Below are 25383 nucleotides of genomic sequence, written 5' to 3'. Positions count from 1 at the left end.
CGTGGCGGGCGAGCGGCGGCTGGTGGGGTATGTGATCGCCACCGCCGAGGCGCCGACAGCGGACCAATTGCAGCGGCATTTGCGCGTGCACTTGCCGGAGTACCTGGTGCCCGAGGCTTTTGTGCCAGTGGACGCGTGGCCGCTGACGGCCAACGGCAAGCTGGATCGGCACGCATTGCCTGCACCCGATGCCGCGCAACGCAACCTGCAGACGTATGTGCCGCCTGCCAATGCGCTGGAGCAGCAACTGGCCGAAATCTGGCAGGCGGTGCTGGGGGTGGAGCGGGTCGGGCGCCACGATAATTTCTTCCAGCTCGGCGGGCACTCCCTGCTGGCGGTGACGCTGGTGGAGCGGCTGCGCCAGCAGGGTCTTGGCATGGATGTGCGGGCACTGCTGGGACAGCCCACCTTGGCGGCAACGGCCGCAGCGCTTGGCCGCAGCCAGGAACTGGAGGTGCCGCCGAACCTGATACCGGCCGGCTGCGCACGCATTACCCCGGAGCTGCTGACACTGGTGGAGTTGTCGCAGGCCACGATCGACCGCATCGTGGCCACAGTGCCGGGTGGGGCGGCAAACGTGCAGGACATCTATCCACTGGCGCCGCTGCAGGAGGGGGTGTTGTATCACCATCTGATGGCGCGCCAGGGCGACCCCTATCTGCTGCAGGCACAGTTGGCCTTCGACGACAAACCGTGCCTGGACGCGTTCGTCGCACTCCTGCAGCGCGTGGTCGATCGACACGACATCCTGCGTACCAGTGTGGCCTGGGAGGACTTGGCTGCGCCGGTGCAGATCGTCTGGCGACAGGCACGTGTAGTTTGCGATCCGGTGCAGTTGAACCCGGACGATGGAGATGTGCTGGAGCAACTGCAGGCGCGATTCGATCCATGCCAGTACCGTATCGCTCTCACCCACGCACCCTTGCTGCAATTGCATTACGCGCAGGATCCACACAATGGCAGGCTGGTGGCGTTGATGCTGTTCCATCACATCGTGCTGGATCACACCGCACTGGCGGTGATTCGCGAGGAAATGCAGCACCTGTCCGCAGTCGGTGACGCCGGCCTGCCAACGCCCACGCCCTATCGTACGTATGTGACCCAGGCGCTGCGGGGCAAGACCCAGGAGGAGCACGAAACCTTCTTCAGGCAATGCCTGGGAGACATCGATACGCCAACGCTGGCTTTCGACACAGAAGATACGCCCGGCCATCTGCAACCCCTGCAGCAGTCCGACGTACTGCTCGATCCCATGCTCGCCAGTCGGCTTCGCCGGCAGGCGCGAGATCTGCATCTGAGCGTCGCAAGCCTCCATCACCTGGCCTGGGCGATGGTGCTGGGATCGGGCGTGGGTCGCGATGATGTCGTCTTCGGCAGCGTCTTGCTCGGGCGCATGCAGGGCGGCCCCGCTGCCGATCGCGCCTTGGGCATGTTCATCAATAGCCTGCCGATCCGGGTCAGGCTCGATGCGCCTGCCGCGGCCGCCGCGCGGCGCACGCACGATGCCTTGACGGCGCTGATGGCACACGAACATGCATCGCTGGCATTGGCGCAGCGCTGCAGCAGCATTCCCGCTTCGACGCCGCTGTTCAACGCATTGCTCAATTATCGGCATAGTCCGCCGCTGCCGGCAGACGCGGCGACATCCGCTGCCTGGCATGGCGTGCATGCACTTGGCAGCAGCGAGCGCACCAATTATCCGCTGCTGCTGAACGTGGATGATCTTGGAGACCAATTCGCGCTGAGCGTGCAAACCCGTGCGGACATCGGTGCCGAACGCATGTGTGCTTTCATGCAACGCGCACTTGCGCAGTTGGTCGATGCGCTCGAGCAGTGCTCGGACCTGCCGGTCGGTCAGCTGTGCGTGCTGCCTGCCGACGAACTCGGACAGCTGCTGGACACCTTCAACGCCACCGATCGCGACTATCCACATGCACAGACCGTGCATGCGCTGTTCGAGCAGCAGGCGGCACTGACGCCGGAGGCGCCAGCCGTGATCGATGGAGCGCATCGGTGCAGTTATGCAGCGCTCAACCGCAAGGCCAATCAGCTTGCGCATTACCTGATCGGCCTGGGAGTAGGGGCGGGCCAGTACGTGGGCATTCGCCTTCCACGTTCGCTGGAGTTGGTGGTCGCGCAATTGGCCATCAACAAATGTGCCGCAGCGTATCTGCCGCTGGATGTGCAGTCGCCAGACCAACGTTTGCAGCAGATTCTCGATGAAAGCGCAGCGCGCTGGGTCGTCAGTCGTAGCGACCAGCCGCTTCCCGATGGTGCTGCACGATTGGACATGGATCTGCTCGACTTGAGCGCATCGCCCACGCACGATCCGCAGTTGTCCCAGTCCAGCGCATCGGACGCCTATGTGATGTACACCTCCGGCTCGACCGGTGTTCCTAAAGGCGTGCGGATCGCGCATCGGGGCATCAATCGGCTGGTGTGCAACAACGGCTATGCCAAGTTCCAGCCCGGCGATCGGGTGGCCTTCGCTGCCAATCCGGCCTTCGACGCCAGTACCCTGGAAGTGTGGGCGCCGCTACTCACCGGCGGCTGCGTAGTGGTGATTGCGCAGGACATCGTGCTGTCGCCAGACCGGCTGCGGGAGTGTTTGCAGAACCAGGCCGTCAACGTGCTGTGGCTGACGGCCGGGCTGTTCCATCACCACGCAGCCGTGTTGCTGCCGGCCATTGCGCAGCTGCGTTATCTGATCGTGGGCGGTGACGTCCTCGACCCGGCAGTGGTAGCGCGGGTATTGGCCGAAGGGGCGCCGCAGAGGTTGCTCAACGGATACGGGCCGACCGAGACCACGACCTTCGCAACCATCCACTGCATCACCGAAGTCTCCGGCCCCATTCCGATTGGCCGTCCCATCGGCAATACCCGTGTCTATGTGCTGGATGCGCATGGCACGCCGCTGCCGATCGGCGTGGCGGGCGAGTTGTACATCGGCGGCGATGGTGTGGCGCTGGGATACCTGCATCAACCGACGCTGACCGCCGAGCGGTTTATTGCCGACCGCTTCAGCGGCAAGGCGGATGCGCGCCTGTATCGCAGTGGCGATCTGGTGCGCTGGCGGGCGGACGGTGTGCTCGAATACCTGGGCCGCACCGATGGGCAGGTCAAAGTGCGCGGTTTCCGTGTTGAATTGGGAGAAATCGCGTCCGCGCTCCAAACGCATCCGGCGGTTGCGATTGCGGCGGTTGTGCAGCGTGAAGATGTGCGGGGGTCGAAACAGCTGGTGGCTTACTACCAGGCAGACGTGGCAGCGGACGTCGCTCACGATGCACAGGCGTTACGCATGCATCTGTTGACCCGCGTACCGGATTACATGCTGCCGTCTGCGTATGTACAGATGGAGCAATTGCCACTGACCGCCAACGGCAAGCTGGATCGGCATGCCTTGCCGCTGCCGGCACGCAATGATCATGCTGGCCACGACGACACGCCGCCACAAGGCGAGCTGGAAACATTGCTCCATACGCTGTGGTCGCAGTTACTTCGCATCGATCGCATCGGGCGGCACGACGATTTCCTCGCACTGGGCGGTCATTCGCTGCTGCTGGTACGCCTCAATGGCCTGCTGAAGCGGGCAGGGACGACGGTGCCGTTATCTGTGCTGAGTGCGCATACCAGTCTGGCGGCGATGGCGACAGCGATCGAGCGGTGGCGGGAGACCTCAACGCCACCGGGCGTGGTCACCGTGCGGATGGGCGGCGACAAGCGCCCGCTGTTTTTGGTACATGACTTCAGCGGTCTGGATCTGTATTTTGCGCCCCTGGGCGAGCACATTGCTCCGGATGTGCCGGTCTATGGGCTGTCCGCTGTTGCGTTGGGCGCGCCCCAGCCACGTACCGTGCAGGAACTTGCGGCGCGTCTGTTACGTCATCTGCGCGCGGTGCAGCCGCACGGACCTTACCGGGTTGCCGGCTGGTCATTCGGCGGGCTGTTGGCGTACGAGATTGCCACCCAATTGCTCGCTGTGGATGAGCTGGTCGAGTTCGTTGGTTTGATCGATACCTATCATCCCTCGCAACTCGATCTCGGTCCGGCCTACATCGATCCTGCGCACGCGCCGCAGCGCCTCCTGCTGCAGCACTGCGTGGCCGCGCTGCCGGATGATGAGCAACGTGCCTCTGCCCAGGCCAACCTGCAGGCACTCGCGGCGCAGGTTGGCCAGTGGGAAGACACGGCATTGATCAGACTGTGCCGCTCGCGCGGCTGGTTGCCGTCCGCGTGGGCCGACCAGGACGACGCCAGCCTGCTGCAATCGCTGGCGCGCGAGTTCGCACACGGCTATGCACAGCGACACTACCTGCCGATGGCCATCCATATGCCGGTCCATCTGTTCGCTGCGGCGCAGGCCCTGGCACCCCGGTCGGCCAGCGATGCAGCGCTGGCATGGCAAGCGTTGCTTGGCGCAGACATGCTGACCTGCATCACCGTGCCAGGGGATCACCACACGATGCTGCAAACGCCGCATGTCGCTGCGTTGGGTGCGGCGATCAGCCAGCAGCTGGAAGCCCGTCAGCAATCGCTGCCTCGCGGTCCGCAACTCCACATGCCCTTGACCCGTATCCAGACCGGAGCCCTGCAGCAGCCAGTGGTGGTGTGCGTGCCGGGAGCGGCGGACAACGTTGCCGGATTCGTCGATCTTGCCGCTGCACTGGGCGATGCCTGGTCGGTCTACGGTCTGCAGCCACGCGGATTGCAGCGTGACCAGCTCCCGCACGGCACTGTCGAGTCCGCCGCAACGGCCTATGTTGCATGGATGCTCAAGGAGCTTCCCGGCCATCCGATCCATCTGCTCGGTCATTCGTTTGGCGGCTGGGTGGCCTTCGATCTGGCCCGCCAGCTAGCTGCACATGGGCGCACCGTCGCATCGCTGACGCTGCTCGACGCCGAAGCGCCTGGCGGTGATGGTGCAGTTGGCAAGCCTTACACCGCCACCGCCGTGCTTGAACGCCTGATCGAGTCGCTGCAGCTCTCCAGAGGGACGCGTCTGGGGATTGATCCCCTCCTGTTCCCGACGCTGGACCACGCGCAGCAATTGGAGCTGGTTCGGGCAGGCATGGTGCGTGTGGGACTGTTACCGCATCGCGCGCCGCCCGATGCCATCCATGGCGTGGTGCAGGTCTTTGGGACCGCACTGCGCACGGTCTACCGCCCTGCTTACCGCTACCCGGGCAGCCTGCGCCTGGTGCTGGCCGACCATCCGTTGCTGGATGCGGCGGACAACCGTATCCAGCACGAGAAGCAGGCTGCAGGATGGCGGGCGCTGGCAAGCGAATTGCGCATCTGGCATGCGAGCGGCGATCACTTCAGCATGTTGCGCGCTCCGCATGTGCATCAGCTTGCGCGCTGGTGGAGTCAATCGGTTCGTTCAAACGGGTCCGACGAACGGCGCATGGAGTCCTCCGCCTAGCGCGCCTCGCAGCGAACCCCGATGGCAATGTGACTGCCCTGTTGCGTGGAGCGCGCCACGCGCAGGGTTGGGCAAGCGCGGTGCTCGCCAGCACATTCTGGAGGCTGGCGGAACAGCGTTATCGCGTGGACAGGCCGCGCCATGCAGGCGCCCGCGGGGGAAGGCAACCGTGGGGCGCTTTGCCTGCAAGATCGGTGTTCCTGCCTAGACGCAGTCACCAGACGCGGTAGGTGACGACCGTTTGCGGATCGACCCAAGCGAAGCCGACAGGGCACAGATGACCCGCCGGCAGCGACGGGCAGAGCGATTCGCAAAGCCTGAGCTGGAGATAGCCGGCGGCCACGTCCACACCTGTGACCTGCGCCGCCGAGAAGTCGAAGTAGCGTCCGACAGCTGCAAAACTCGCTTTGAACAGGCTTTCCTTCGCCGAAAAAACCAGCGTCAGCAATGCATCCAGCGCCAAGTCGCCGGCATCGTGCAGCGTCTTCAGCAAAGCCAGCTCCGAGGCGTTTACCACCGTGGCCCGCAACGCCGCTTGGGCATCGGGGCTTGCCAGGTGTTCCAGATCGATGCCGATGCCACGCCACCGATCGGCAGGCGCGACGGCGGAAATGGCCAGCCGGTGACTATGGCTGATGCTGCCTGCCACAGTTGTCGGCCACACCGGCTCGCGTGCGTCGCCGGTTGCGATCTGCACAGTGTCAGGGTGAGTGACCAGGCCTTGCTGATACAACGCGTGGCGCGCGGCGAGTCTGCCGAAAAAGTATTCGGCTTGGCGCTTGCGAACGCTGCGAACGATCGCAGGCGGGCAGGCGATTGCGCACCGCGCGAACGCATCAGGTGAAAACTGATCGCTGGCAAAGTCCATCACCTGAGCAACCAGATGTTCGCCTGCCAGACACGGCAGGGCAGATTGCCAGTGCGCGCGCAGGCCAGGCACAGCGCCGTGGGCGGCGCATTCGGGCGCTCTTCGCTCTAGTAGCACGGCAGCTGCTGACGCTTGCGATGCATTTCGGCCAGCGCCTGCAGCGTGGGCAACGCCCTGCACTTGGTCGATCTGGCTGTCGTCATCACCACTGTCTTTGCGTCGCCACGTTGATCGTGCGTTCTCAGTCGCGGCTTAATTTGTGCCCGGGGCGGGGGTCGAACCCGCATAGCCTCACAGCTGAGGGATTTTAAGTCCCTTGCGTCTACCAATTTCGCCACCCGGGCATTGCGATAGCGTGCCTGATTGCGCGGCGATTGTGAATCTTTGTGGCGGACTGCCTGCACTGCCTGGCTTGCTTCGGCCTGCGTTATGCTGCCGCCGCATAGCGCGCCGCCACCGGCGGCGTACCACCCCAAGGAACCGCATGTCCGGCAACAGGCTTCTCGTACCGCCACAAGGGCGCATCGCCGTCATCGGCTTAGGCTATGTCGGCCTGCCGTTGGCGGTTGCCTTCGGGGAGCAGCGCGACACCCTGGGCTTCGACATCGATACGCAGCGCGTTGCGCAATTGCGCGATGGCCACGATGCCACGCTGGAATTGGACGAGACCGAGTTGGCTGCGGCAACGCAGGTGCGCTACACCGCAGACGCGACCGATCTGGCCACGTGCAGCATTTTCATCGTGACAGTGCCGACGCCGATCGACAGCTTCGAGCAGCCGGATCTGGAGCCGTTGCGCAGCGCCACGGCCTTGATCGCCGCTGCACTCAAGCCAGGCGATCTGGTGATCTACGAATCCACCGTCTACCCGGGAACCACCGAAGAAGTCTGCGTGCCCTTGCTCGAAGCAGCGTCCGGACTTAGGTTCAACCACGATTTCTTTTGCGGCTACAGCCCCGAGCGCGTCAATCCCGGTGATCGCCAGCGGCGTCTGCGCGATATCCGCAAGATCACTTCCGGCTCGACGCCCAACGCCGCTGATGCGGTCGACGCACTGTACGCCAGCATTCTTACCGCTGGCACCTGGCGCGTCCCGTCGATGCGCGTGGCCGAAGCGGCAAAGGTGGTCGAGAACATCCAGCGTGACGTCAATATCGCGCTGGTCAACGAACTGGCGTTGATCTTCGACAAGCTGGGAATCGACACGCTCGATGTACTCGAAGCCGCAGGAACCAAATGGAACTTCCTGCCGTTTCGTCCTGGCCTGGTCGGCGGGCATTGCATCGGAGTGGACCCGTATTACCTGATGCACAAATCCGAAAGCGTGGGCTATCACCCGGACCTGATCCACACCGCGCGGCAGGTCAACAATCGCGTCGGCCGACATGTCGCCGAGCGCGTGTGCGGCATGCTGGCCATGCGGGGCGTCGCGCTCGCGCAGGCAAGGGTGCTGGTGCTGGGCGCTACCTTCAAGGAGAACTGTCCGGATCTGCGCAACAGCCGCGCCCTGGAATTGGTGCAGCTGCTGCAGGCCACGGGTATGCGCGTGGACACCTGCGACCCGTGGGCAGACCCGGCGGAGGCGCTGCAGCACAGCGGTGTGCAGCTATGCGAGACGCCAGAAGACGGTGCCTACGATGCCGTGGTGCTGGCGGTGGCGCATGCGCAGTATCGCGACTACGACGTCGCGCGCATCGCCGCGCTCGGCAAACCAGGTGCGGTGGTCTACGACGTCAAATCCGTTTGGCCGCGTGCGGCCGTCAGCGATCGCCTGTAGCGCGCCTGTCGTGCTGATCGAGCCACTGTATCGCGCCCCGCGCGGCGCGTAAGCCGCTGGCGAAACAGGCGGTGAGCAGGTAGCCGCCGGTCGGCGCTTCCCAATCGAGCATTTCGCCAGCACAAAACACGCCAGGTTGCGCGAGTGCCATCAGCTGATCGTCCAGCGCTTCCAGCCGTACGCCGCCTGCCGAACTGATCGCTTCGGCGAGCGGGCGCGTCCGCAACAAGCGCAGCGGCAACTGCTTGAGCGTGCGTGCGACCAACGCAACATCGTCGCCCGCCTGCTTGCCGAGATGTTCGTAGAGGAGGGCGGCCTTGACGCCATCGATGCCGGCCTGGCGACGCAAATGCTCGCTGAAACTGCGCCCCTTGCGTGGCTGATCCAGTTCTGTACGCACGCGATCGAGCGACCGGCCGGGAATCAGATCCAGCACGAGCTCGGCGATACCCTGCGCCTCGACCTGCTCACGCAGGTCCGCGGCCATGGCATAGATCAGGCTGCCCTCGATGCCGTCCGCTGTGGCCACGCATTCGCCCTGCAATGTGTGCTGCACACCATGACGATCTTGCCAGTGGGCAACGACCGGCTTGAGCGGAGCACCTGCATGACGCTGCACGAAATGCGCGCTCCAGGCGATATCGAAGCCGCAGTTGGCTGGCACCAAGGGCGCAACCGCGATGCCGTGTTGTTGCAACGCTGCTTGCCACTGCCCATCGGAACCGAGCTGCGGCCAGCTGCCGCCACCCAGCGCCAACACGACGGCATCTGCGTTGCGCTCGACCGCGCCGGTGGGTGTGTCGAAACGTAGTGCGCCGTTCTCGTTCCAGCCCAGCCAACGGTGTTGCACATGAAACACGACGCCCTGTTCCTTGAGCCGACGTACCCAGCCACGCAGCAAGGGTGCTGCCCTGCGGTCCATCGGAAAGACCCGGCCGGAGCTGCCGACGTAGGTGTCAACTCCCAGCCCGCGTGCCCAGTCGCGCAGCGCCTCTGCGTCGAAGTCTTGCAACCACGCTGCAACCGGCTGCTGGCGCTCGCGATAGCGTTGCGCAAACAGCGGCATCGGATCGGAATGGGTGAGGTTCAAACCGCCTTTGCCGGCGATCAGGAACTTTCGTCCCACCGAGCCCTTGGCCTCGTACAGATCCACTGCCAAGCCTGCCGCGCACGCCGCTTCCGCCGCCATCAAGCCGGCCGGCCCGCCGCCGATCACGGCCAGCCGCCGCCTGCTTAGATCCGTCATCGTTCTGGCACTCAGCGCGGCTGCACGCCCAGCAATTCCACATCGAATACCAGCGATGCGCCGGGCGGAATCACACCGCCTGCGCCGTTATCGCCGTAACCGTAATCGGGGGGAATCATCAAGGTGCGCTTGCCGCCGACCCGCATGCCGGCAACGCCATCGTCCCAGCCGCGGATGACTTGGTGGCCGCCCAGCACAAACTGAAACGGCTCGGCGCGATCCAGCGAGCTGTCGAACTGCTTGCCATGTTTGTCGGCGGCTTTTTCGTCGTATAGCCAGCCGGTGTAGTGCACGGTGACCATCGCCCCTGGTGTGGCTTCTGCGCCGGTGCCCACCGTGCGGTCGATCCGCTCGAAGCTGGCGATGGTGCCACCGGAGGGCGGCAGGGCGGGCGCGCAGCTTGCGAGCAACAGGGCGGCACAGAGCGTCAACAGAAGGCGCATGGCAGGGTCCATGAAGAAAGGCGCCATTATCGCACCTGGCTCCCGTTATCATCGCGCCATGGCCAAGCTGCTGCTCAATCTGCGCAATGTTCCCGACGACGAAGCCGACGAGGTGCGTGCGCTGATGCGCGAGCAGGGCGTGCAGATCTATGAAACGCGCCCAAGCAATTGGGGGATTTCTGCAGGCGGCATCTGGCTCAGTGACGATGCCGACTATCCGCGCGCCAAGGCCGCGATGGATGCCTACCAGGCGCAACGCGGCGCAATTGCGCGCGCCCAGCGTCAGGAGGAGCTTGCAGCCGGCACTGCGGAGACGTTTGGCGCCTTGCTGCGCAGGCGGCCGCTATTGGTGCTCGTCACGCTGATCGGCATGCTGGTGGTCGCCTCGCTGGTGTTGCTGCCGTTTTTGCTCTTGCGCGGCTGAGGGCATGGCTTGAATTCGGATGTGGGGGTGCTGTTGCACCGGGTCGCACGTCCATTCACAGCGCTCGCTAGCGGCTGCCTGCGGCTTTAAAATGTCGCAATGATGACCAATACCGCCGCCTACCAGTTCGTCACCATCCAGGATCCGCAGACACTTGCTGCACACGTGCTTGCGCAGGCCGAACAGCATGCGCTGAACGGGTCGGTGCTGATTGCCGAAGAGGGCATCAACCTGTTCCTGGCAGGCGATGCCGAGCAGATTGGCGCGTTCTACGCCTGGCTGCAGGCCGATGCGCGTTTTGCGCAGATGCGGATCAAGTACAGCGAGAGTGCGCATCGGCCGTTCGCAAGGCTCAAGGTCAAGGTCAAGCCGGAAATCATCAGCTTCCGACGCGACGATGCATCGCCGCTGCAAGGGCGTGCGCCTTCGGTGACGCCTGCCGTGCTGCGCGAGTGGTTGCGTAACGGGCAGGACGATCGCGGCCGCCCGTTGGTGCTGTTGGACACGCGTAACGCGCAGGAAGTGGCGTACGGCACGTTCCAGGGGGCGTTGACCCTGCCCATCGACAAATTCACCGAGTTGCCTGGCGCCCTTGAACCGCATCGTGCCGCACTGGCCGACGCCACGGTGGTCAGCTTCTGCACCGGCGGCATTCGCTGCGAAAAGGCCGCGCTATGGATGCAGGCCGATGGTATGGACAACGTGCTGCAGCTGGAGGGCGGAATTCTGGGCTATTTCGAAGAGGTCGGTGGCGAAGGCTACGACGGCCGCTGCTTCGTCTTCGATGAACGCGTTGCGCTGGATCCCGAATTGAAGCCCTTGGTAGACGCCGAACGTCCCGTCGAGACAGGGAAAATCTGACCGGGCGCGACTGGCTTGTCCGATGCATCGGGCGTGCGAGCGCCTGCATCATCAGTGCACGGCGCAGCATTGCGGACTGCGACATCGCGCTACACGCATGTCACGCATGCTCTCGTGACGTGTCTGATGCTCTAACTTCAATGTAATACGTCGCATCGAGCTTGCCCTGAATTATTCACGGAGATAGGCTGCACCAGCCAGCCGCTAGCGAGGACAACAAGGATGACCATCAGAGTTTTTCTGATCGACGATCATGCACTCGTGCGTACAGGCATGAAGATGATTCTGTCCAAGGAAGTGGACGTCGATGTAGTGGGCGAGGCAGAAAGCGGCGAAGCCGCGTTGCCACAGATTCGTCAACTCAAGCCGGACATCGTGCTGTGCGATCTGCATTTGCCTGGCGTCAGCGGCCTGGAAATCACCGAGCGCATCGTCAAGGGCGATTACGGTACCCGCGTCATCATTGTTTCCGTGCTCGAAGACGGGCCGCTGCCCAAGCGTCTGCTCGAAGCAGGTGCGTCTGGCTATGTGGGCAAGGGCGGCGACGCGCACGAGCTGCTGCGCGCGGTACGTGAAGTCGCGCTGGGACGGCGTTATCTCGGCAACACGATCGCGCAGAACCTGGCGCTATCCAATCTGGAAGGTGGCGGCTCACCGTTCGATGCATTGTCCCCGCGTGAGCTGGAAGTGGCCTTGTTGCTGACCCAAGGCCTGCGCCAGGAAGACATCGCCAAGCGCCTGAACCTCAGCGCCAAGACCATCAATACGCACAAGGCACGCTTGTTCGAAAAGGTCGGCATCCAGGACAACATCGCGCTGGCACGGCTGGCCAACCAGTACGGTCTGACCGATCCCTCCAGGGTGCTGTGAGCTGTTGCCTTGAATGTGGCCAAGCGTCTGCGTCGCGCGGCGAGGTCAGGTTGAACTCCATGGCGCGCATCGGTCCTTCAGCGGTGTCAGTTGGATTGAACCAACGCACGTGGATGCGTCAGGACCAGCCTTTCCTGTGCGCATGCCGGGCTGAATGAAGGCAGTGTGCGGCCTCGGCCGTCAGCATGACGACGCACTGCCTGCAAACAGCGCTCCCGCAGCAATGGTCGGATGCAGCCGCAGGTTCTGCCGTCGCTGAATTTCCGGCTCTGCAGAGATTTATTGCAGCCACCCCAGACGAGCGGTCCACGCCAGCAGCCTGTCTATCAGCTTGCAGCAGCTGATGCGCTGGGTCGGCGAAATGTCACTGGCATCCGGTCCAACGTGGTGCGTGGAAACCTTGCTTGGATCTCGATAAACGCCTCTGCCGTGCAGTCGTTTGCAGGCGGTACATAAAAACACAGCGGCCCGAAGGCCGCTGTATTTGATGCTGACATGGCGTGTGACTTCACACGCCAGCCTGGTCGATCACCTACGCATCAGTGATCGCCACGCGGCTTGTTGTTGTCATCATCCTGCGCCTTGTCGGTCTCGATCGATGGGGCAACAGGCGTTACTTCGGACACAACCACCGTCGGCTTGGGCTTGTCTGCCTCCAACTCCTGCGCTGTTGCAGGTGGCGCCGGACGCTCGCTGGCCGAGGTCGCTGACGTCGCAGCATCGTTCGGGCTCAACGCATCGAGCATGGTTGTCTGCACCGGGGCATACAGCTTCCGCACGTGCGTAGCGTCGGCACTCGGGCTGGTCTGCACGACGGTCGATGCAGCAGTCGCTGCTCCCTCGGCCGATGGCGCCTGCGGAGCAGACGGCTCGGCGTGCGGCGAGGCCACCGTGACCACTGGGGCCTGCGAAGCCGGCGTCGCTGTTACTACAGGTGCCGATAGATCGGCAGCAGGCGTTGCAGGAGCCTTCTGTGCCGTTGCCGCTTGCACCGCAGGCGTTGCAACGTCCGCCGAGGCAGCGCGCTGCTGCTGGTCGGCCGTCGGTGCCGCAGACCTGTCGGCGTCAGATGCAGCGGTTGCCGATCCCGAAGGCAACCGCTGGTGCTGGGTGCTTGCCGTAGCCTCGTTTGTCACAGGCGCTGCGACAGTTGGTGCCGGAGCCGACGCAGCGGCGACCGGTACCGTCGATGCCGTCTCGGCGACCGGAACCACAGGCGGGGCCGGCGTGGATGCCACGGGTGCCGACGCAGCAACGGGTACCGGAGCCGCGGGGGCTTGCTGCGCGACCGGAGCCGAGCGCTGTTCCACTGCTTGCGCTGCCGCAACATCAGCATTGACGGCCGTCGACGCGATGGCAGCGGGCGCGGGCTTGGCAAGTGCATCTGCGGCCACGGTCGGCGTCGCAGGGCGCTCGTGGGCTGCCTCAGCCGTCGCAACGGGTGTTGCTGCTGGCGGCTGCGATGCCGGCACGGTGTTGGAAACCGGCGCAGTGGTTGAGGACGTGTCGTTACCGACGTGCGGCTCCGCACGCTCCTTGGGAACCGGGCGCGGTTTGGCAGCTGCCTGCACAGTGGCTTCGGGCTTGGCGCGCACGGCGGGTGCCGGTGCGTCATCGTCGAAGTCAAACTCCGGTTGGCCTGCACGTGGCGCGGCCGCAGCATGCGCCTGGGTACCAGCGTCGTCACCTTCGCTGTCGCCATCGAGATCGTTGTCGGTATCGCCGTCCAGATCGTCGCCTTCCAGGCCATCGACGCTGGTGCCGCCTTCGCCGTTGGCACCAGCGCCACGACGACGGCGACGGCCACCACGACGACCGCGGCGGCGACGGCTTCCGCCCTCGCCATTGGCTGCATCGTCGCCCGCGGCATCCTGGGCCGGTGCAGCCGCACCTGCGTCGGCACCGCGATCAGCGGTGGACTCGCTCACCGTGACGTCAACCGGATGCGCCTGCGCTGCTTCGTTCGCGTTGATCTGCGCAGTGGTAGGTGCAGCCGCATCGGCAATGGCAGCCACCACGCTCGACGTCGCCGCTGTTGCGGCATCCGAGGTGACCGTCTGCGCTGCTGCAGTGCCTGCATCCTGCCGTGCCGGACGCGGCTGACGCTCGGCTGGCGCGCCGTCCTGCTGTGCAGGTGCACGCGGTGGGCGCGGCGTCTGGTTCTGCGGCTTGGGCTTCTGCTGCTGAGACTGCTGCGGCTGCTGTTGCTTCGGTGCCTGTGCTTCATTGCGCGGCGGCTTGGGCACCTGCACCTGTTGCTGCGCCTGTGCACCGTTCTGCGCGCCCTGGCCGCTGGCCGGCTGGCGGCGCTCGTCACGGCGTTCCTTGTTGGCGCTGTTGCCACTGCCGCCATTGCCGCGCTGCTGGTTGCCACCATTGCCGCCGTTACGGGCATCGCGACCATCGCGACGTTGACCGCCACGCTCGCCGCGTTCGTTCCGGTTATTGCGGCCGGCATCGTTCTGACGCGGGCGCGGAGTCGACTCGGGAGCAGGAGCGACCGGCTCGACGCCGCCAAAGATGCGCTTCAACCAGCCAACCACGCCGGTGACCGGTGCCGGAATCGGCACGGTCACCACCGGTGCCGGAGCGGCGACAGGCGCCACCGGGGCAGGAGCCTCTTCACGCACCGGCGCCGGCTGGCTCGGCTTGATCGAAGTCACTGCCGGAGGCGCCGGGATGTTCAATTGCGCCTTGGTCAGCGCATGCACAGGCAGCTTGCGCGGGGTGCCGCGCTGGTAGCTGGGCTTGCCGCTGTCTTCGCCCAGCTCGTTCTCGCGCAGGCGCGTGACTTCGTAGTGCGGGGTGTGCAGTTGCTCGTCGGCGACGATGATGATCGGCGACTCGTGGCGCTGCTCGATCTCACGCAGCGCACTGCGCTTTTCGTTGAGCAGATAGTTGGCGATCTCCACCGGGGCCTGGACCAGCACCTGCCCGGTGTTTTCCTTCATGGCGTGCTCTTCGGCCACGCGGATGATCGACAGCGACAGCGACTCGACGCTGCGCATGCGGCCATGGCCATCGCAACGCGGGCAGACGATCTGGCTGGATTCGCCCAGGCTCGGACGCAGACGCTGACGGCTCATTTCCATCAAGCCGAAACGCGAAATGCGGCCCAACTGCACGCGGGCGCGGTCGTACTTGAGCGCGTTCTGCAGCTTGTTTTCGACTTCGCGCTGGTGCTTGGACGAGGCCATGTCGATGAAGTCGATGACCACCAGGCCGCCGAGGTCGCGCAGGCGCAGCTGGCGTGCGACTTCTTCGGCCGCTTCCAGATTGGTCTGGAACGCGGTTTCTTCGATGTCGCTGCCCTTGGTGGCGCGGGAGGAGTTCACATCGACAGCGGTCAGCGCTTCGGTCTGGTCGACCACGATCGAGCCGCCCGATGGCAGCCGCACATTGCGTTCATAGGCGCCTTCGATCTGCGATTCGATCTGGAAGCGGTTGAACAGCGGAATGTCGTCGGTGTAGTGCTTGAGTTTGCGCAGGCTCTGCGGCATCACCTGCTGCATGAATTCCTGGGCGTCGGCATACAGCTCCGGCGTATCGACCAGGATCTCGCCGACGTCGGCGCGCAGGTAGTCGCGCAGGGCGCGGATGATCAGGCGCGATTCTTGGTAGATCAGGAACGCGGCCGGCTTGCTCAGCGCAGCCTCGGCAATCGCCTTCCAGGTCTGCAGCAGATAGTCCAGATCCCACTGCAGCTCTTCGGCATCACGGCCCACACCGGCGGTGCGGATGATCACGCCCATGTCGTCGGGGATATCGAGCTTGTCCAGCGCTTCCTTCAGCGCGGCGCGGTCTTCGCCTTCGATCCGGCGCGAAACGCCACCGGCGCTCGGCGAATTGGGCATCAGCACCATGTAGCGGCCAGCCAGCGAGATGAACGTGGTCAGGGCAGCGCCCTTGTTGCCGCGTTCTTCCTTGTCGACCTGCACCACAATTTCCTGGCCTTCGCGCAGCAGCTCGCGAATGGTCGACTTGTTGTGGTCGACGCCAGCCTGGAAATAATCGCGGGAAATTTCCTTCAGCGGCAGGAAGCCATGACGCTCGGCGCCATAGTCCACGAACGCCGCTTCCAGAGAGGGCTCGAGCCGGGTGATACGGCCCTTATAAATGTTGGACTTCTTTTGTTCCTTGGACGGCTGTTCGATATCGATGTCGTACAGGGTCTGGCCGTCCACAATCGCCACGCGCAGCTCTTCGGCCTGCGTTGCGTTGATCAGCATTCGCTTCATTGTTGCGTTCCTCACGCGCTCTACCGCGCGGAACGCCGTGACGTTTCGCCTCTGGAACAGCTTGTCGGCCCTTCGCGCAACGCGCGGACAGGCCTGACCAGAGTTTCCAGCGCTGCAACACCACGGCAGGCCGCGGGAGCGCTTGTTTTTAAGTTTTATAGGTGTTTCAGGGCCGGCAGCCGCGTCCGGACGGACCGGGGCAGCGCACGGGACATGTTCAGCGCAACGGTCAAAAACCGCCGGCGATGGCCGGGTAGGCCGGTGAGCCGCTAACATGGCCGCCCCGGGGGCGGTGGTCGCGCACTGTGCCGGAATCATCGGAAGTCAGGCTTCTGGCCAATCAACTTCCAACAAAATCAAACCCTTATCTCGCTCGCCGAGTGTAACAGAATAAAGAGCCGGATGACCGACCCCCAGCCCCCCAAGCCGCCGACCGACCGTGTCGGTGTGCGCATTCTCAAAGTTCCGGAAGACCGTGCTGGGCAGCGGCTGGATAATTTCTTGCTCGGTCAGCTCAAGGGTGCGCCGCGCAGCCTGATCTACAAGCTGGTCCGCAGCGGTCAGGTGCGGGTGAACGGCGGGCGTGCCAAGGCCGAGCGCAAGCTCGAAGGCGGCGAGGAAGTGCGGATTCCGCCGGTACGCGTCAACGAGGAGGGCGACAAAGCCGCTCCGCCGTCGTCGTTCATGGCGCGGCTGGAAGCGTCGATCGTGTTCGAGGATGCGCGCCTGCTCGCTCTGAACAAGCCGTCCGGGGTCGCCAGCCATGGCGGCAGCGGGATCAGCTTCGGTGCCATCGAAACGCTGCGGGCGCTGCGGCCGAACCAGAGCCTGGAACTGGTGCATCGGCTCGATCGCGATACATCCGGCCTATTGATCGTGGCCAAGAAGCGCTCGGCGCTGACCGAGCTGCAGGCCTTGATGCGTGAAGACGACCGTGTCGAAGGGCGAGGCATCACCAAGCGCTATCTGACCCTGCTGGTCGGTCGTATGCCCGATGGTGTGATGACGGTAGACGCGCCACTGCATATCGGCCTGCGCCAGGGGGGGGAGCGGCATGTGCAGGTGAATGCGATCGGCAAGCCATCGCTGAGCCATTTCAAGTTGCTGGAACGGCGCGGTGGGCATTCGTATTGCGAAGTGCGTATCGAAACCGGTCGTACCCACCAGATCCGCGTGCACGCCCAGCACCTGGGGCACCCGGTGGCCGGGGACGATAAATACGGCGAGGCAGACGTGAACAAGCGCCTACGTGACCAGCTTGGTCTGAAGCGGCTGTTCTTGCATGCCGCGTCGCTGGAGTTCGCCCTGGATGCCGGCAAGACGCCGTACGTGTTGAGTGCGCCGCTGGCGCCTGAACTGGCCGAAGCGCTGGATCAGCTCGGCCGCTGACGCAGCCATCGTGGCTGCGTCAGCGTGCTGTCTCAGCTGGTGTGGCGGTGGTCGTGATGTTGCGGCTGCGCTGACGGATGCGGGCGCTGCTGGTGCGTATCGGCCGAACGGGCTGGCGCGGCACGCGGCGGTGTGAAGGAGGCCATCCGCTGCATGTGTTGCTGCGGCTCGGCCTTCACGACCTGGCGCGGTTCATTGCGCGGCTGCGACGGCTGCGCATGTTCGACACGCGGCAAGGCCGCTGACGCAATTTGCGCACGGGGCGGCAGCTGTCGCTGCTCTTGCACGGGCGGCTTCCACTGCGCAGGTTGGGCTTGCGCCCGGAACTGCCTGTCACGGGTGTCGCGGTCGGCAACTACATCGCGCGGCGGCATGCTCGCATGTGCGCGGTTGGCTGCAGCTGCCTGCTCCTGCGCTGCCCGCGAATCTGCGTGCAGCTGCGCCATGCGCTGCTGTGCGGCCTGCATGTCATTTGCCCGTGTCGGCGGTACAGCCGAAGCGAATGCCGGCGCTTGCCCGCGCGGCGAACGCATCCCTGCGGTCAATGGCTGCATCGCGTTGGCCGCGGTTGTCCGGAGCGCAGCATGCGGCGACAGTGACGAAGCGTTCAGCGCGACTGGACGACCCGGCTGCAGCATCTGCGCATTGAAATGCGGCGCGGCCAGATGCGCATAGTCGGGCGGACGATGAAGCTGGGCGGGCGAGGGCGCTGTCGCACCAGCTCCGCCCGCCCCCCTGAGCCCTTGTGCGCTGGCCATCGCTGCCGGTAGAGCGGCCGCCTGCGCTGCGTGGAAGCTTGCCGGGGCAAGGCCTGCAACGGGTGCTGGCGCGGATGTCGAATTGGACCAATGACGCTGATCCTGATTCACATACGCGCGTGAATCGATATAGGTATTGCGGTTGTTGATGATGGTGGTACGCGGCGCATAGACATGGTTCTGGTAGACCACGTAATGCGGTGCGGCCGGCGGCGCATTCCAGTTCAGACCCCAGCTATTCCAGCCCCAGCTGTGCCAGACAGGTGCAGGCTCGGCCCAGCCAAACCAGCCGTGATGATGTTCAAGTGCGCCGCCCACCAGCACGCCGACGCCGAAGGACACCAGGCCGGTGGTGACGACGTCGCCTTCGTCGTACCAGCGGACCGGGCGGTAGCGATACTCGCGATAGACATCGACCGGCGTGCCGTAGACCACGCCGGGGTCGTAGCGCGGGACATACACCACGTCCCGTTGCGCCGGTTCGATGGTGATCACCTGCGAGGGCGGCGGGATGCGTCCCTCATCCAGAATGGGCGTCACCACGACATGGCGTGCGACCTGTACCTGCTGTTGCGGCGTACTGCGCAGGTGGCCGCTGGCCTGGGCGCGTTGCCGCATGATCTGCACCGCATTGAGCACATCGTTGGGGTCGTGGGCATAGGCATCGCCGAGCGCACGTGTCCAATCGAGGTTACCGGCCAACTGGGCCACCACATCGGGAAACGCGCTCAGGGCCTTGATGCTCGGGTCCCAGGATTGCGACACCGTGGCTTGCGCGCGATCGGCGGCGCTCAAGCCGCTGTTGCTGCGCAGCCACTCCTGCGCGGTGACCACTTGATCGGGATACACCGAGGCGGCCAGTGTCTGCGCCAACAACTTGTCCGGAAACAGGGCAATCGGCGCAACCAGTTGGTACAGCTGATCCGCCGTGGGCGGGGTGTAAGCCGGCGTTGCGACCGCACTGGGAGGAGGCGGAGGCTCGGTGGCGGCCGGTGCCGGCGCGTCAGCGCGTTGGCACCCACCCAGTGCAATCATGCCGGTGGATGCGATCGACAGCGCCAAGGCAAGGCGCCCTTGAGACCATGTGCGTTGCATACGGCACCTCGCTGTGTGCGCGTTGATGACGCGCGTACCATGCGCCGGTTTGAATGTCTGGAACCTTTCTAAACCTGCTGTCCAGTCGACCAGGCGCAACGGTGTTCAGCAGACGTGCGGGAAGCCGCATGCCAAGAACGTGCCCGACTAGGACGAGTGGATGCTTGCGGGCAGTGATGCGCATCGGCTCGCCATTCGCAAGACAGCCACAGCAACGCCTGAGCGGCGGTGTCGGTCGTTGCTGTGGTGGGCTTGGCTGTCAGGGCCTCACGATTGGAGATACCAGCGCAAGGCGCGCTTCAACAAGGCGGGCTTCAAGGCGTTGCGAAGCGGAACAAGATCAGACTGATCGCCAGCGTCCCCATGCCCGACACCAAGCCATACACGGTTTCGTGCCCCTGTGCGTAGCGCTTGGCCGCCGGCAGCAACTCGTCCAGTGCCAGAAACACCATGACCCCGGAAATCAGCCCGAACACGGTGCCGAAGACCGCATCCGATAGCACGCTGGATAACGCCAGATAGCCGATGCCTGCACCGATCGGTTCGGCCAATCCGCTGAGCAGGCTGGCGCCGACCGCGTAGAACTTGTTGCGTGTAGCGAAATACACCGGCACCGCGATCGCGATGCCTTCGGGAATGTTGTGGATGGCGATCGCAAATGCCAGCGGCATGCCCACCGCCGGACTCTCCAGCGTGGCGAAGAAAGTCGCCAACCCCTCGGGAAAGTTGTGCGCGGTGATCGCGATGGCGGTCATCAGACCAACCCGGCGGATATAGGCTCGGTTGTCGTCGCGAAACTGCGGATCGTCGCTGGACAAACTCTGGTGCGGATTGGGCACCAGTCGGTCGATCAGCATGATCAACAGCACGCCGCCGAGGAAGGTCAGCGTGCCGAAGGTGAAACCGAGTTTGTCGTTGTACGCATGGGAAAACGCGGCGATCGACTTGTTGAGGATCTCCGTCAGCGACACGTACACCATCGCGCCACCAGCGAAGGCCAGCCCGAATGCCAGCAGCCGCGGATTGGGCTTTTTGGCGAACACCACCATGAGGCTGCCGAGTCCGGTCGCCAGTCCGGCAGCCAGCGTGACCGCGAGCGCGATCCAGACATTGTGTGATGACACTTCAAGCATGTGACGCAACGACCTCGTGGAATAGAGAACTCTCCGGCGGGGAGCGTGGCGATTGCAGCTGCACACGATGCGCACGACCCTCCGCGAACGCAGGATGGCCGTGCCTGGATGACGAACGCGTGGTGCTGAATACGAAAAATCAGCGCACCTGCGCCAGCTTTACGCCGGCGCGAACGTCAAGCAAAGACGGACAAGGCGCTGTTGCGCGTGCGCTGCTGTCTGTGCGCTTGCACCCTGCAGACAGACAGAAGATGTCATCGACCTACGCCATCTTCAGCCGCCGCGGCGTGCACGTTCTTCGATGGCGAAACATTCGTTCGGACGCGGCACCGGCGGCTTGAATGAGACCGGCACCTGGATGGTTTGCGGCACGGCCTGGCCGTTGCGGGTGGCAGCCTTGAACTGCCACTCGCGCACGCGCTTCTGAGCGGCTTCGTCGAGCACGGGTTGGCCGCTGCTCTGCGCCACCGAGACATCGGTGGGCGTGCCTTGGGTGCCGACCACAACCCGCAGTACGGTCGTGCCGCCGACACCGGCGCAAGCCAACTGCGGTGAGTATTCCGGCGGGGGCGTCTTCAATGCAGCCAGCTCGGTGGGCGCGACGGTGGGCGCGGCTGCCTGTTGTTGCGATTTGCCGCAGCCGCTGAGGCCGGTGACGACGATGAGGCCGGCAAGCGCGGCGCGGTACATGTTCATGCGGTGATTCCCTGATCGTAGAGTTGTGCGGTCTTGGCCGCGCAGATGAAGTCGTTCTCGCTCAGCCCGCCCACGTCATGGGTGGAATAGCGCACCACGACGCGGTCGTAATGCACGCCCAGGTCTGGGTGGTGGTCTTCGTGGTGGGCGATCCAGGCCAGCGCATTCACAAAGGCCAGGGTGCGGTAATAGTCGGCGAAACGGAACGTGCGCGTGAGCGCCATCCCGGCCTCGGCCAGTTCCCAGCCGGGTACCTGCGGCAGCAATTCAGCCAGGCGCGCTTCGCCCAGCTTGTGGTCGCTGCCTTTGCGCGGGAGGCAATGCGCCTGCTCCAGGGGAATCAGATCGGTCATGACGGCCTCGCAGTGGTGGCGGACGGCGCACCCACCAGGATCACGGTGTTCCATGAGCGAGGGCGCTTTGAGCGGTAGAATAACTCGCATGATCCAGATATCCGACAAAGCCCAGACCTATTTCCGCAAGCTCATCGAACGTGAGGGCGTGCCCGGCATGGGCGTGCGCCTGAGCGCGGTGGATGCGGGCACCCCACGCGCCGATGCCCGCCTCGAGTTCGCCGAACCGGCAGACCTGAGCGGTGACGAATGGGCGATCGACTGCGACGGCTTCACCTTATATGTCGTCGCTGCCAGCGTGCCATGGATGGACGGCGCCGAGATCGACTACGTCACCCAGTCCACCGGCAACCAGCAGCTCACCATCAAGGCGCCCAAGATCAAGGGCGAAGCGCCGGCAGAGTCGGCCTCGATGGTCGAGCGCGTGCGCTGGGTGGTGGAAAACGAAATCAACCCGCAGCTGGCATCGCACGGCGGGCGCGTGGCGGTGCAGGAAGTCTCGGCCGATGGCGTGGTGCTGCTGCGCTTCGGGGGCGGTTGCCACGGCTGCGGCATGGCCGACGTGACCTTGAAGCAAGGCATTGAAAAGACCCTGATGGGGCGCGTGCCCGGCGTGATTGCGGTGCGCGACGCGACCGACCACGCCACCGGCGACGCCCCCTACATTCCGCGCGACAGCGCGGCCTGATTCCGCACCACCGGTGACAACGGCTGCCGATCTGCTGCAGGCACTGCGCGCGCGCATGCCCGGCAAGCTCGTTCTGGATCGACGTACCGGCCTGCCGTATGGCTGGGGCATCTGGATGGGCAACCTCAAGCACGCGGCTGCGCCATTCAACGACGACCAGGTGATGGATGTGCTGCTGGCGCGCACGCCGCCAGCGCAGCGCGGCCTGGCCGGCGCCGGAATCCTGTCGCCGTTCCAGGCATTTCGCAGCCTGTGGTGGCAGCACTGGGACCCACGTCCAAAGGATCAGCGTCGGCAACATTGGTTGGCGGTGTTCGGCAGTTTCCTGATACACCTGGGTTTTGTTGCACTGCTCATCTGGGTGGTCACCGTGCGTTGGGCGCCGGATGACAGCAAGCCTGGCGATGCGTCGCGGGTACGCATGACCTTCATCGGCGATGGTGCGGCGGAGCAGGGGGGCGGGGAAGGGCAACCTGCGGCCGCAGCATCGTCACAGGCTGTTGCAGCTGCGGCGCCATCCTCCGCGCAAGCGGGTGCATCGGCGGCGGCAGACGAACCAGTGCAGTCGCCCACGCCAGCGCAACCAGTTGCCGATCCGGTCGAAACACCCAACACGGCGCAGGCGCAGGAAAGCGCGCCAGAACCGGTGGAAGCTGCCAGCGAACCCGTCACCGCGGATGTTCCGCAAGTGACGGTGCAGGTGCCGCCGGTGACAGTCGAATCGCCGCTGCAGGTGACCGAGACGCCAGTCGCTACCAACGACTTTGTCGTACCGCCGCCAACGATCACGTTGACGCCGCGTGCGATCGAACGGGCTGCGCCGCAGATCGAGGTGCGTCAACGCGACATCCAGACGGTGACCGAGCGTGCGCAGGTGCGTGAATTGCAACGCCCGGCCACAGCGGTGGCGGTGCGCTCTGCCGCTGCGCCAACAGTGCGCGAGCGCGACATCGTCATCCCCGAGCGACCGCAAATCACCGTGCCTGCTGTGCGCCCACGCGAGATCTCACCAACGGTGCGCATGCCCGACGTCGCAGTGCGTCGCGCAGAGCTGCCGAGCGTGCCGGATCCGGCGCCTGCGCCTGTCGCGGTAGCACCGGCGGTGCCTGCAGAGTCTGCAACTTCCAACCCGACGCCGACGGCCGCTGCCGAGCAATCCGTCCAACCCGCCGCACAAGCTGCACCGTCGCTGGCCAGTTCTGCTCAGGCCGAGCGTTCCAGCAACGCGGCAGCCGCGGCATCGGCGGCGACCAAGCCAGCAGCCAGCAATCATGCCGGCCCGAAGCCTGCCGATCGCAGCGGCGGCTGGGACGTGGCCGCCAATGACGACTGGAGCAAATCCGACCGCAATCGGCAAGGGGACACGACAGCTGCCAACGGACAGCGCAACGGCATGTTCAATGTCGATGGCAGCGTCCATGTCGCTACCGGCACCGGTGATGCCGGCAAGAGCGCGGGGGACCGCGGCCCCCCGGGTAGCGAGACCGACACCTGGACCCGCGACCAGATCGCTCAAGGCGGCACCTGGCTCAAACGTCCGCCCTACGACTACACGCCGACGTCGCTGGACAAGTATTGGATGCCGAACCAGACGCTGCTGCAGGAATGGGTGCGTCGCGGCCTGAAGAAGATCGAGATTCCGATTCCGGGAACGACGACCAAGATCAGCTGCGTCGTGTCGCTGCTGCAATTCGGCGGCGGCTGCGGCCTGAGCGACCCCAATCTCAACGATCAACCGGCAACCGCGCGCCCACCGCCGGACGTGCCGTTCAAGCGGGAGTTGCAGGAAGACAAGGGTGCGCTGCGCGGTCGCGGCGAGTGAGCGTGCTGCGTGGTGATGTGCGCCGACGTCGGCCCGATGGAGCAGGGCACAGCATGGGGCGTTAAGACGTCAGCAGATGCATCGCCAATTCACGACGTGCGGCCAAGCCGCATTCGGCTACGAGTGAACGCGCAACGTCGTAAGCAGGCACTGGTGGTCTACTCACCCTTAGCGCCATGCATCGTTGCAAGGGCGGCGGAGCCGGCATGACAACAACCGCACTGCCGCATCGGATGCGTTACAGCAGATGCGTCATAGCGTTAAGGCTGCTCCACCTGTTGGAGGACGTCGTTTGCCTTGGCCATGCGCGCCTGAACCGATGTCGAGCTGAGTGGGTCGAACCGCGCAACGACATTGCCAGAGCTGTCGCGTGTCCAGATCGTCAATCCGACATCCAGACGCTGCGAGAGCTCACGCCAGGCGATGAGCTCGGCAAAATCTTCGCTTGCCAACGTGGTGGAGTACAACGACACGAATGGCGATTCGGCCAGAGCCCGGTAAAGCGCTGGTGCCTGTGACAAGGGCTGAGCTGGTGCGCGCCGGTAGACAGAGTGAGCCACCGGGCCACGATCAAGCGAAGCGGCCAAGCTGCGGTAATCAGTCCATATCTCGCGGAAAGGACCACCGTCGGCGGTGATCTGCAGTGTGTTGTCGACAATGTGGGTCGCTTCGTGCAGCAGCAGATACTCCAGCGCCGGAAGCGCACCTGCATCCAGCCGGAGGCGATATCCCGAAATTTCAACGGGGGGCACTATCTAGGAATAATGAGGACATCAATTAGGAACGCTGACAGCAGCAGCAAACGAACCCAACCAGCGCAATAGCGCCTGACATAATATACATTATGCGAAATCAATGAGGCGTCGCCGGAAGGGCCGCCCTGGGCCATTTGCGATGGCTGCTGATTGCCGCGGAGGAAATGCCCCCGTTCCCGCAGACATACACCCCATTCGCCGCGGAAACGCGCCCCACATTTCGCGGAACCCCGGACAAGTCGCCCCAGCTTTGATGGAACGACGGAAAAACCGCCCCGGTGTTGAGTTGTATGTGGACAGCGCACTCTTGGATGCTCCTACGCAGCACTCCCAATGCGTTTCCCACGCACTCAATGGTGATCTTCATTAGCGAGCTTCTATCGCTTCGCGGCGGCGTTGATCGCAGCGTGTGTGCGCTCTATAGAAAGCACAGGTTCGTCCTCTAGCCCTTTCACCAAGCCGGCGGCAGCATCCGCTGCCGCGATTGCTGTGCCCTCGCCTCCATCAACAAGATGGAGTGATACGCCCAGGGTTCCGTAGACACT

General features: G+C 64.5%; 17 protein-coding genes and 1 tRNA gene. 8 read left to right on the top strand and 10 right to left on the bottom strand.

Annotated features, from left to right (window positions below):
* Positions 1–5422 (top strand): non-ribosomal peptide synthetase (locus tag XpruCFBP8353_RS22000; RefSeq protein WP_157935134.1); only part of this gene is annotated, 5422 nt, incomplete at its 5' end.
* 214 nt (positions 5423–5636) lie between these two features.
* Here XpruCFBP8353_RS22000 and XpruCFBP8353_RS21995 read toward each other — a convergent pair.
* Together XpruCFBP8353_RS21995 and XpruCFBP8353_RS21990 are read right to left on the bottom strand one after the other, a co-directional pair.
* Positions 5637–6290, bottom strand: a complete 654-nt coding sequence (locus XpruCFBP8353_RS21995) for a 4'-phosphopantetheinyl transferase family protein (RefSeq protein ID WP_243391190.1) — start codon at positions 6288–6290, stop codon at positions 5637–5639.
* A gap of 260 nt (positions 6291–6550) precedes the next feature.
* Positions 6551–6634, bottom strand: a tRNA-Leu gene (locus XpruCFBP8353_RS21990).
* Positions 6635–6774: 140 nt separating this feature from the next.
* On the opposite strand from XpruCFBP8353_RS21990, the gene XpruCFBP8353_RS21985 reads away from it, so the two are divergent.
* Positions 6775–8067 carry a nucleotide sugar dehydrogenase gene (locus XpruCFBP8353_RS21985; protein ID WP_101365118.1) on the top strand — a complete coding sequence of 431 codons (1293 nt, stop codon included), beginning with the start codon at positions 6775–6777 and terminating at the stop codon, positions 8065–8067.
* Here XpruCFBP8353_RS21985 and XpruCFBP8353_RS21980 read toward each other — a convergent pair.
* Both XpruCFBP8353_RS21980 and XpruCFBP8353_RS21975 read right to left on the bottom strand, forming a co-directional pair.
* On the bottom strand, positions 8051–9313 hold the full coding sequence (locus XpruCFBP8353_RS21980; protein ID WP_101365117.1) for a TIGR03862 family flavoprotein: 1263 nt from the start codon (positions 9311–9313) through the stop codon (positions 8051–8053). The two genes, XpruCFBP8353_RS21985 and XpruCFBP8353_RS21980, sit on opposite strands and share 17 nt — an antisense overlap.
* 11 nt (positions 9314–9324) lie before the next feature.
* Entirely contained in the window at positions 9325–9756 is a 432-nt protein-coding gene (locus tag XpruCFBP8353_RS21975; protein ID WP_101365120.1) for an FKBP-type peptidyl-prolyl cis-trans isomerase, read from the bottom strand.
* A gap of 58 nt (positions 9757–9814) precedes the next feature.
* Here XpruCFBP8353_RS21975 and XpruCFBP8353_RS21970 point away from each other — a divergent pair, with 58 nt between their 5' ends.
* The 3 genes from XpruCFBP8353_RS21970 to XpruCFBP8353_RS21960 all read left to right on the top strand — a co-directional run bounded on the left by XpruCFBP8353_RS21970 (position 9815) and on the right by XpruCFBP8353_RS21960 (position 11911).
* On the top strand, positions 9815–10180 hold the full coding sequence (locus XpruCFBP8353_RS21970) for a DUF6164 family protein (protein WP_101365121.1): 366 nt from the start codon (positions 9815–9817) through the stop codon (positions 10178–10180).
* A gap of 99 nt (positions 10181–10279) precedes the next feature.
* A complete protein-coding gene (locus XpruCFBP8353_RS21965) occupies positions 10280–11041 on the top strand; it encodes a sulfurtransferase (RefSeq protein WP_101365116.1) in 762 nt (253 codons plus the stop codon).
* A gap of 222 nt (positions 11042–11263) precedes the next feature.
* Complete coding sequence (locus XpruCFBP8353_RS21960; protein WP_003489223.1) at positions 11264–11911, top strand: response regulator; 648 nt, start codon at positions 11264–11266, stop codon at positions 11909–11911.
* 539 nt (positions 11912–12450) lie between these two features.
* Here XpruCFBP8353_RS21960 and XpruCFBP8353_RS21955 read toward each other — a convergent pair.
* A complete protein-coding gene (locus tag XpruCFBP8353_RS21955; RefSeq protein WP_207759702.1) occupies positions 12451–16149 on the bottom strand; it encodes an Rne/Rng family ribonuclease in 3699 nt (1232 codons plus the stop codon).
* A gap of 402 nt (positions 16150–16551) precedes the next feature.
* On the opposite strand from XpruCFBP8353_RS21955, the gene XpruCFBP8353_RS21950 reads away from it, so the two are divergent.
* Positions 16552–17538, top strand: a complete 987-nt coding sequence (locus XpruCFBP8353_RS21950; RefSeq protein WP_101365114.1) for an RluA family pseudouridine synthase — start codon at positions 16552–16554, stop codon at positions 17536–17538.
* A 32-nt stretch (positions 17539–17570) separates the two neighbouring features.
* On the opposite strand, the gene XpruCFBP8353_RS21945 is transcribed toward XpruCFBP8353_RS21950, so the two are convergent.
* From XpruCFBP8353_RS21945 to XpruCFBP8353_RS21930, 4 genes are all read right to left on the bottom strand, one after another.
* On the bottom strand, positions 17571–19391 hold the full coding sequence (locus XpruCFBP8353_RS21945; protein WP_207759703.1) for a DUF3300 domain-containing protein: 1821 nt from the start codon (positions 19389–19391) through the stop codon (positions 17571–17573).
* Between the two features lie 314 nt (positions 19392–19705).
* Positions 19706–20524 carry a zinc transporter ZupT gene (gene zupT, locus XpruCFBP8353_RS21940; protein ID WP_101365112.1) on the bottom strand — a complete coding sequence of 273 codons (819 nt, stop codon included), beginning with the start codon at positions 20522–20524 and terminating at the stop codon, positions 19706–19708.
* A gap of 273 nt (positions 20525–20797) precedes the next feature.
* The gene (locus tag XpruCFBP8353_RS21935) at positions 20798–21220 is read right to left on the bottom strand and encodes an energy transducer TonB (protein WP_101365111.1); all 423 of its coding nucleotides are present in this window, start codon (positions 21218–21220) and stop codon (positions 20798–20800) included.
* Complete coding sequence (locus tag XpruCFBP8353_RS21930; RefSeq protein WP_101365110.1) at positions 21217–21573, bottom strand: 4a-hydroxytetrahydrobiopterin dehydratase; 357 nt, start codon at positions 21571–21573, stop codon at positions 21217–21219. Before XpruCFBP8353_RS21930 ends, XpruCFBP8353_RS21935 begins: the two co-directional genes overlap by 4 nt.
* An 88-nt stretch (positions 21574–21661) precedes the next feature.
* Here XpruCFBP8353_RS21930 and XpruCFBP8353_RS21925 point away from each other — a divergent pair, with 88 nt between their 5' ends.
* The gene (locus tag XpruCFBP8353_RS21925; RefSeq protein ID WP_011408965.1) at positions 21662–22261 is read left to right on the top strand and encodes an NfuA family Fe-S biogenesis protein; all 600 of its coding nucleotides are present in this window, start codon (positions 21662–21664) and stop codon (positions 22259–22261) included.
* Positions 22262–22274: 13 nt separating this feature from the next.
* Entirely contained in the window at positions 22275–24083 is a 1809-nt protein-coding gene (locus XpruCFBP8353_RS21920; protein WP_101365109.1) for a transmembrane repetitive protein, read from the top strand.
* 260 nt (positions 24084–24343) lie between these two features.
* Here XpruCFBP8353_RS21920 and XpruCFBP8353_RS21915 read toward each other — a convergent pair whose 3' ends face one another.
* Entirely contained in the window at positions 24344–24835 is a 492-nt protein-coding gene (locus tag XpruCFBP8353_RS21915; protein ID WP_243391191.1) for a hypothetical protein, read from the bottom strand.
* Between the last annotated feature and the right edge of the window lie 548 nt (positions 24836–25383).

The organism is Xanthomonas prunicola, assembly GCF_002846205.1.
Lineage (GTDB): Bacteria > Pseudomonadota > Gammaproteobacteria > Xanthomonadales > Xanthomonadaceae > Xanthomonas > Xanthomonas prunicola.
This window is presented reverse-complemented; position numbering and strand designations above follow the sequence as displayed.

Excerpts from the sequence above, each read along its gene's own strand:
- XpruCFBP8353_RS21995 (WP_243391190.1), bottom strand. The coding sequence starts at position 6,290 with ATGGACTTTGCCAGCGATCAGTTTTCACCTGATGCGTTCGCGCGGTGC.
- XpruCFBP8353_RS21985 (WP_101365118.1), top strand. The coding sequence starts at position 6,775 with ATGTCCGGCAACAGGCTTCTCGTACCGCCACAAGGGCGCATCGCCGTC.
- XpruCFBP8353_RS21980 (WP_101365117.1), bottom strand. The coding sequence starts at position 9,313 with ATGACGGATCTAAGCAGGCGGCGGCTGGCCGTGATCGGCGGCGGGCCG.
- XpruCFBP8353_RS21975 (WP_101365120.1), bottom strand. The coding sequence starts at position 9,756 with ATGCGCCTTCTGTTGACGCTCTGTGCCGCCCTGTTGCTCGCAAGCTGC.
- XpruCFBP8353_RS21970 (WP_101365121.1), top strand. The coding sequence starts at position 9,815 with ATGGCCAAGCTGCTGCTCAATCTGCGCAATGTTCCCGACGACGAAGCC.
- XpruCFBP8353_RS21965 (WP_101365116.1), top strand. The coding sequence starts at position 10,280 with ATGATGACCAATACCGCCGCCTACCAGTTCGTCACCATCCAGGATCCG.
- XpruCFBP8353_RS21960 (WP_003489223.1), top strand. The coding sequence starts at position 11,264 with ATGACCATCAGAGTTTTTCTGATCGACGATCATGCACTCGTGCGTACA.
- XpruCFBP8353_RS21955 (WP_207759702.1), bottom strand. The coding sequence starts at position 16,149 with ATGAAGCGAATGCTGATCAACGCAACGCAGGCCGAAGAGCTGCGCGTG.
- XpruCFBP8353_RS21950 (WP_101365114.1), top strand. The coding sequence starts at position 16,552 with ATGACCGACCCCCAGCCCCCCAAGCCGCCGACCGACCGTGTCGGTGTG.
- XpruCFBP8353_RS21945 (WP_207759703.1), bottom strand. The coding sequence starts at position 19,391 with ATGCAACGCACATGGTCTCAAGGGCGCCTTGCCTTGGCGCTGTCGATC.
- zupT (WP_101365112.1), bottom strand. The coding sequence starts at position 20,524 with ATGCTTGAAGTGTCATCACACAATGTCTGGATCGCGCTCGCGGTCACG.
- XpruCFBP8353_RS21935 (WP_101365111.1), bottom strand. The coding sequence starts at position 21,220 with ATGAACATGTACCGCGCCGCGCTTGCCGGCCTCATCGTCGTCACCGGC.
- XpruCFBP8353_RS21930 (WP_101365110.1), bottom strand. The coding sequence starts at position 21,573 with ATGACCGATCTGATTCCCCTGGAGCAGGCGCATTGCCTCCCGCGCAAA.
- XpruCFBP8353_RS21925 (WP_011408965.1), top strand. The coding sequence starts at position 21,662 with ATGATCCAGATATCCGACAAAGCCCAGACCTATTTCCGCAAGCTCATC.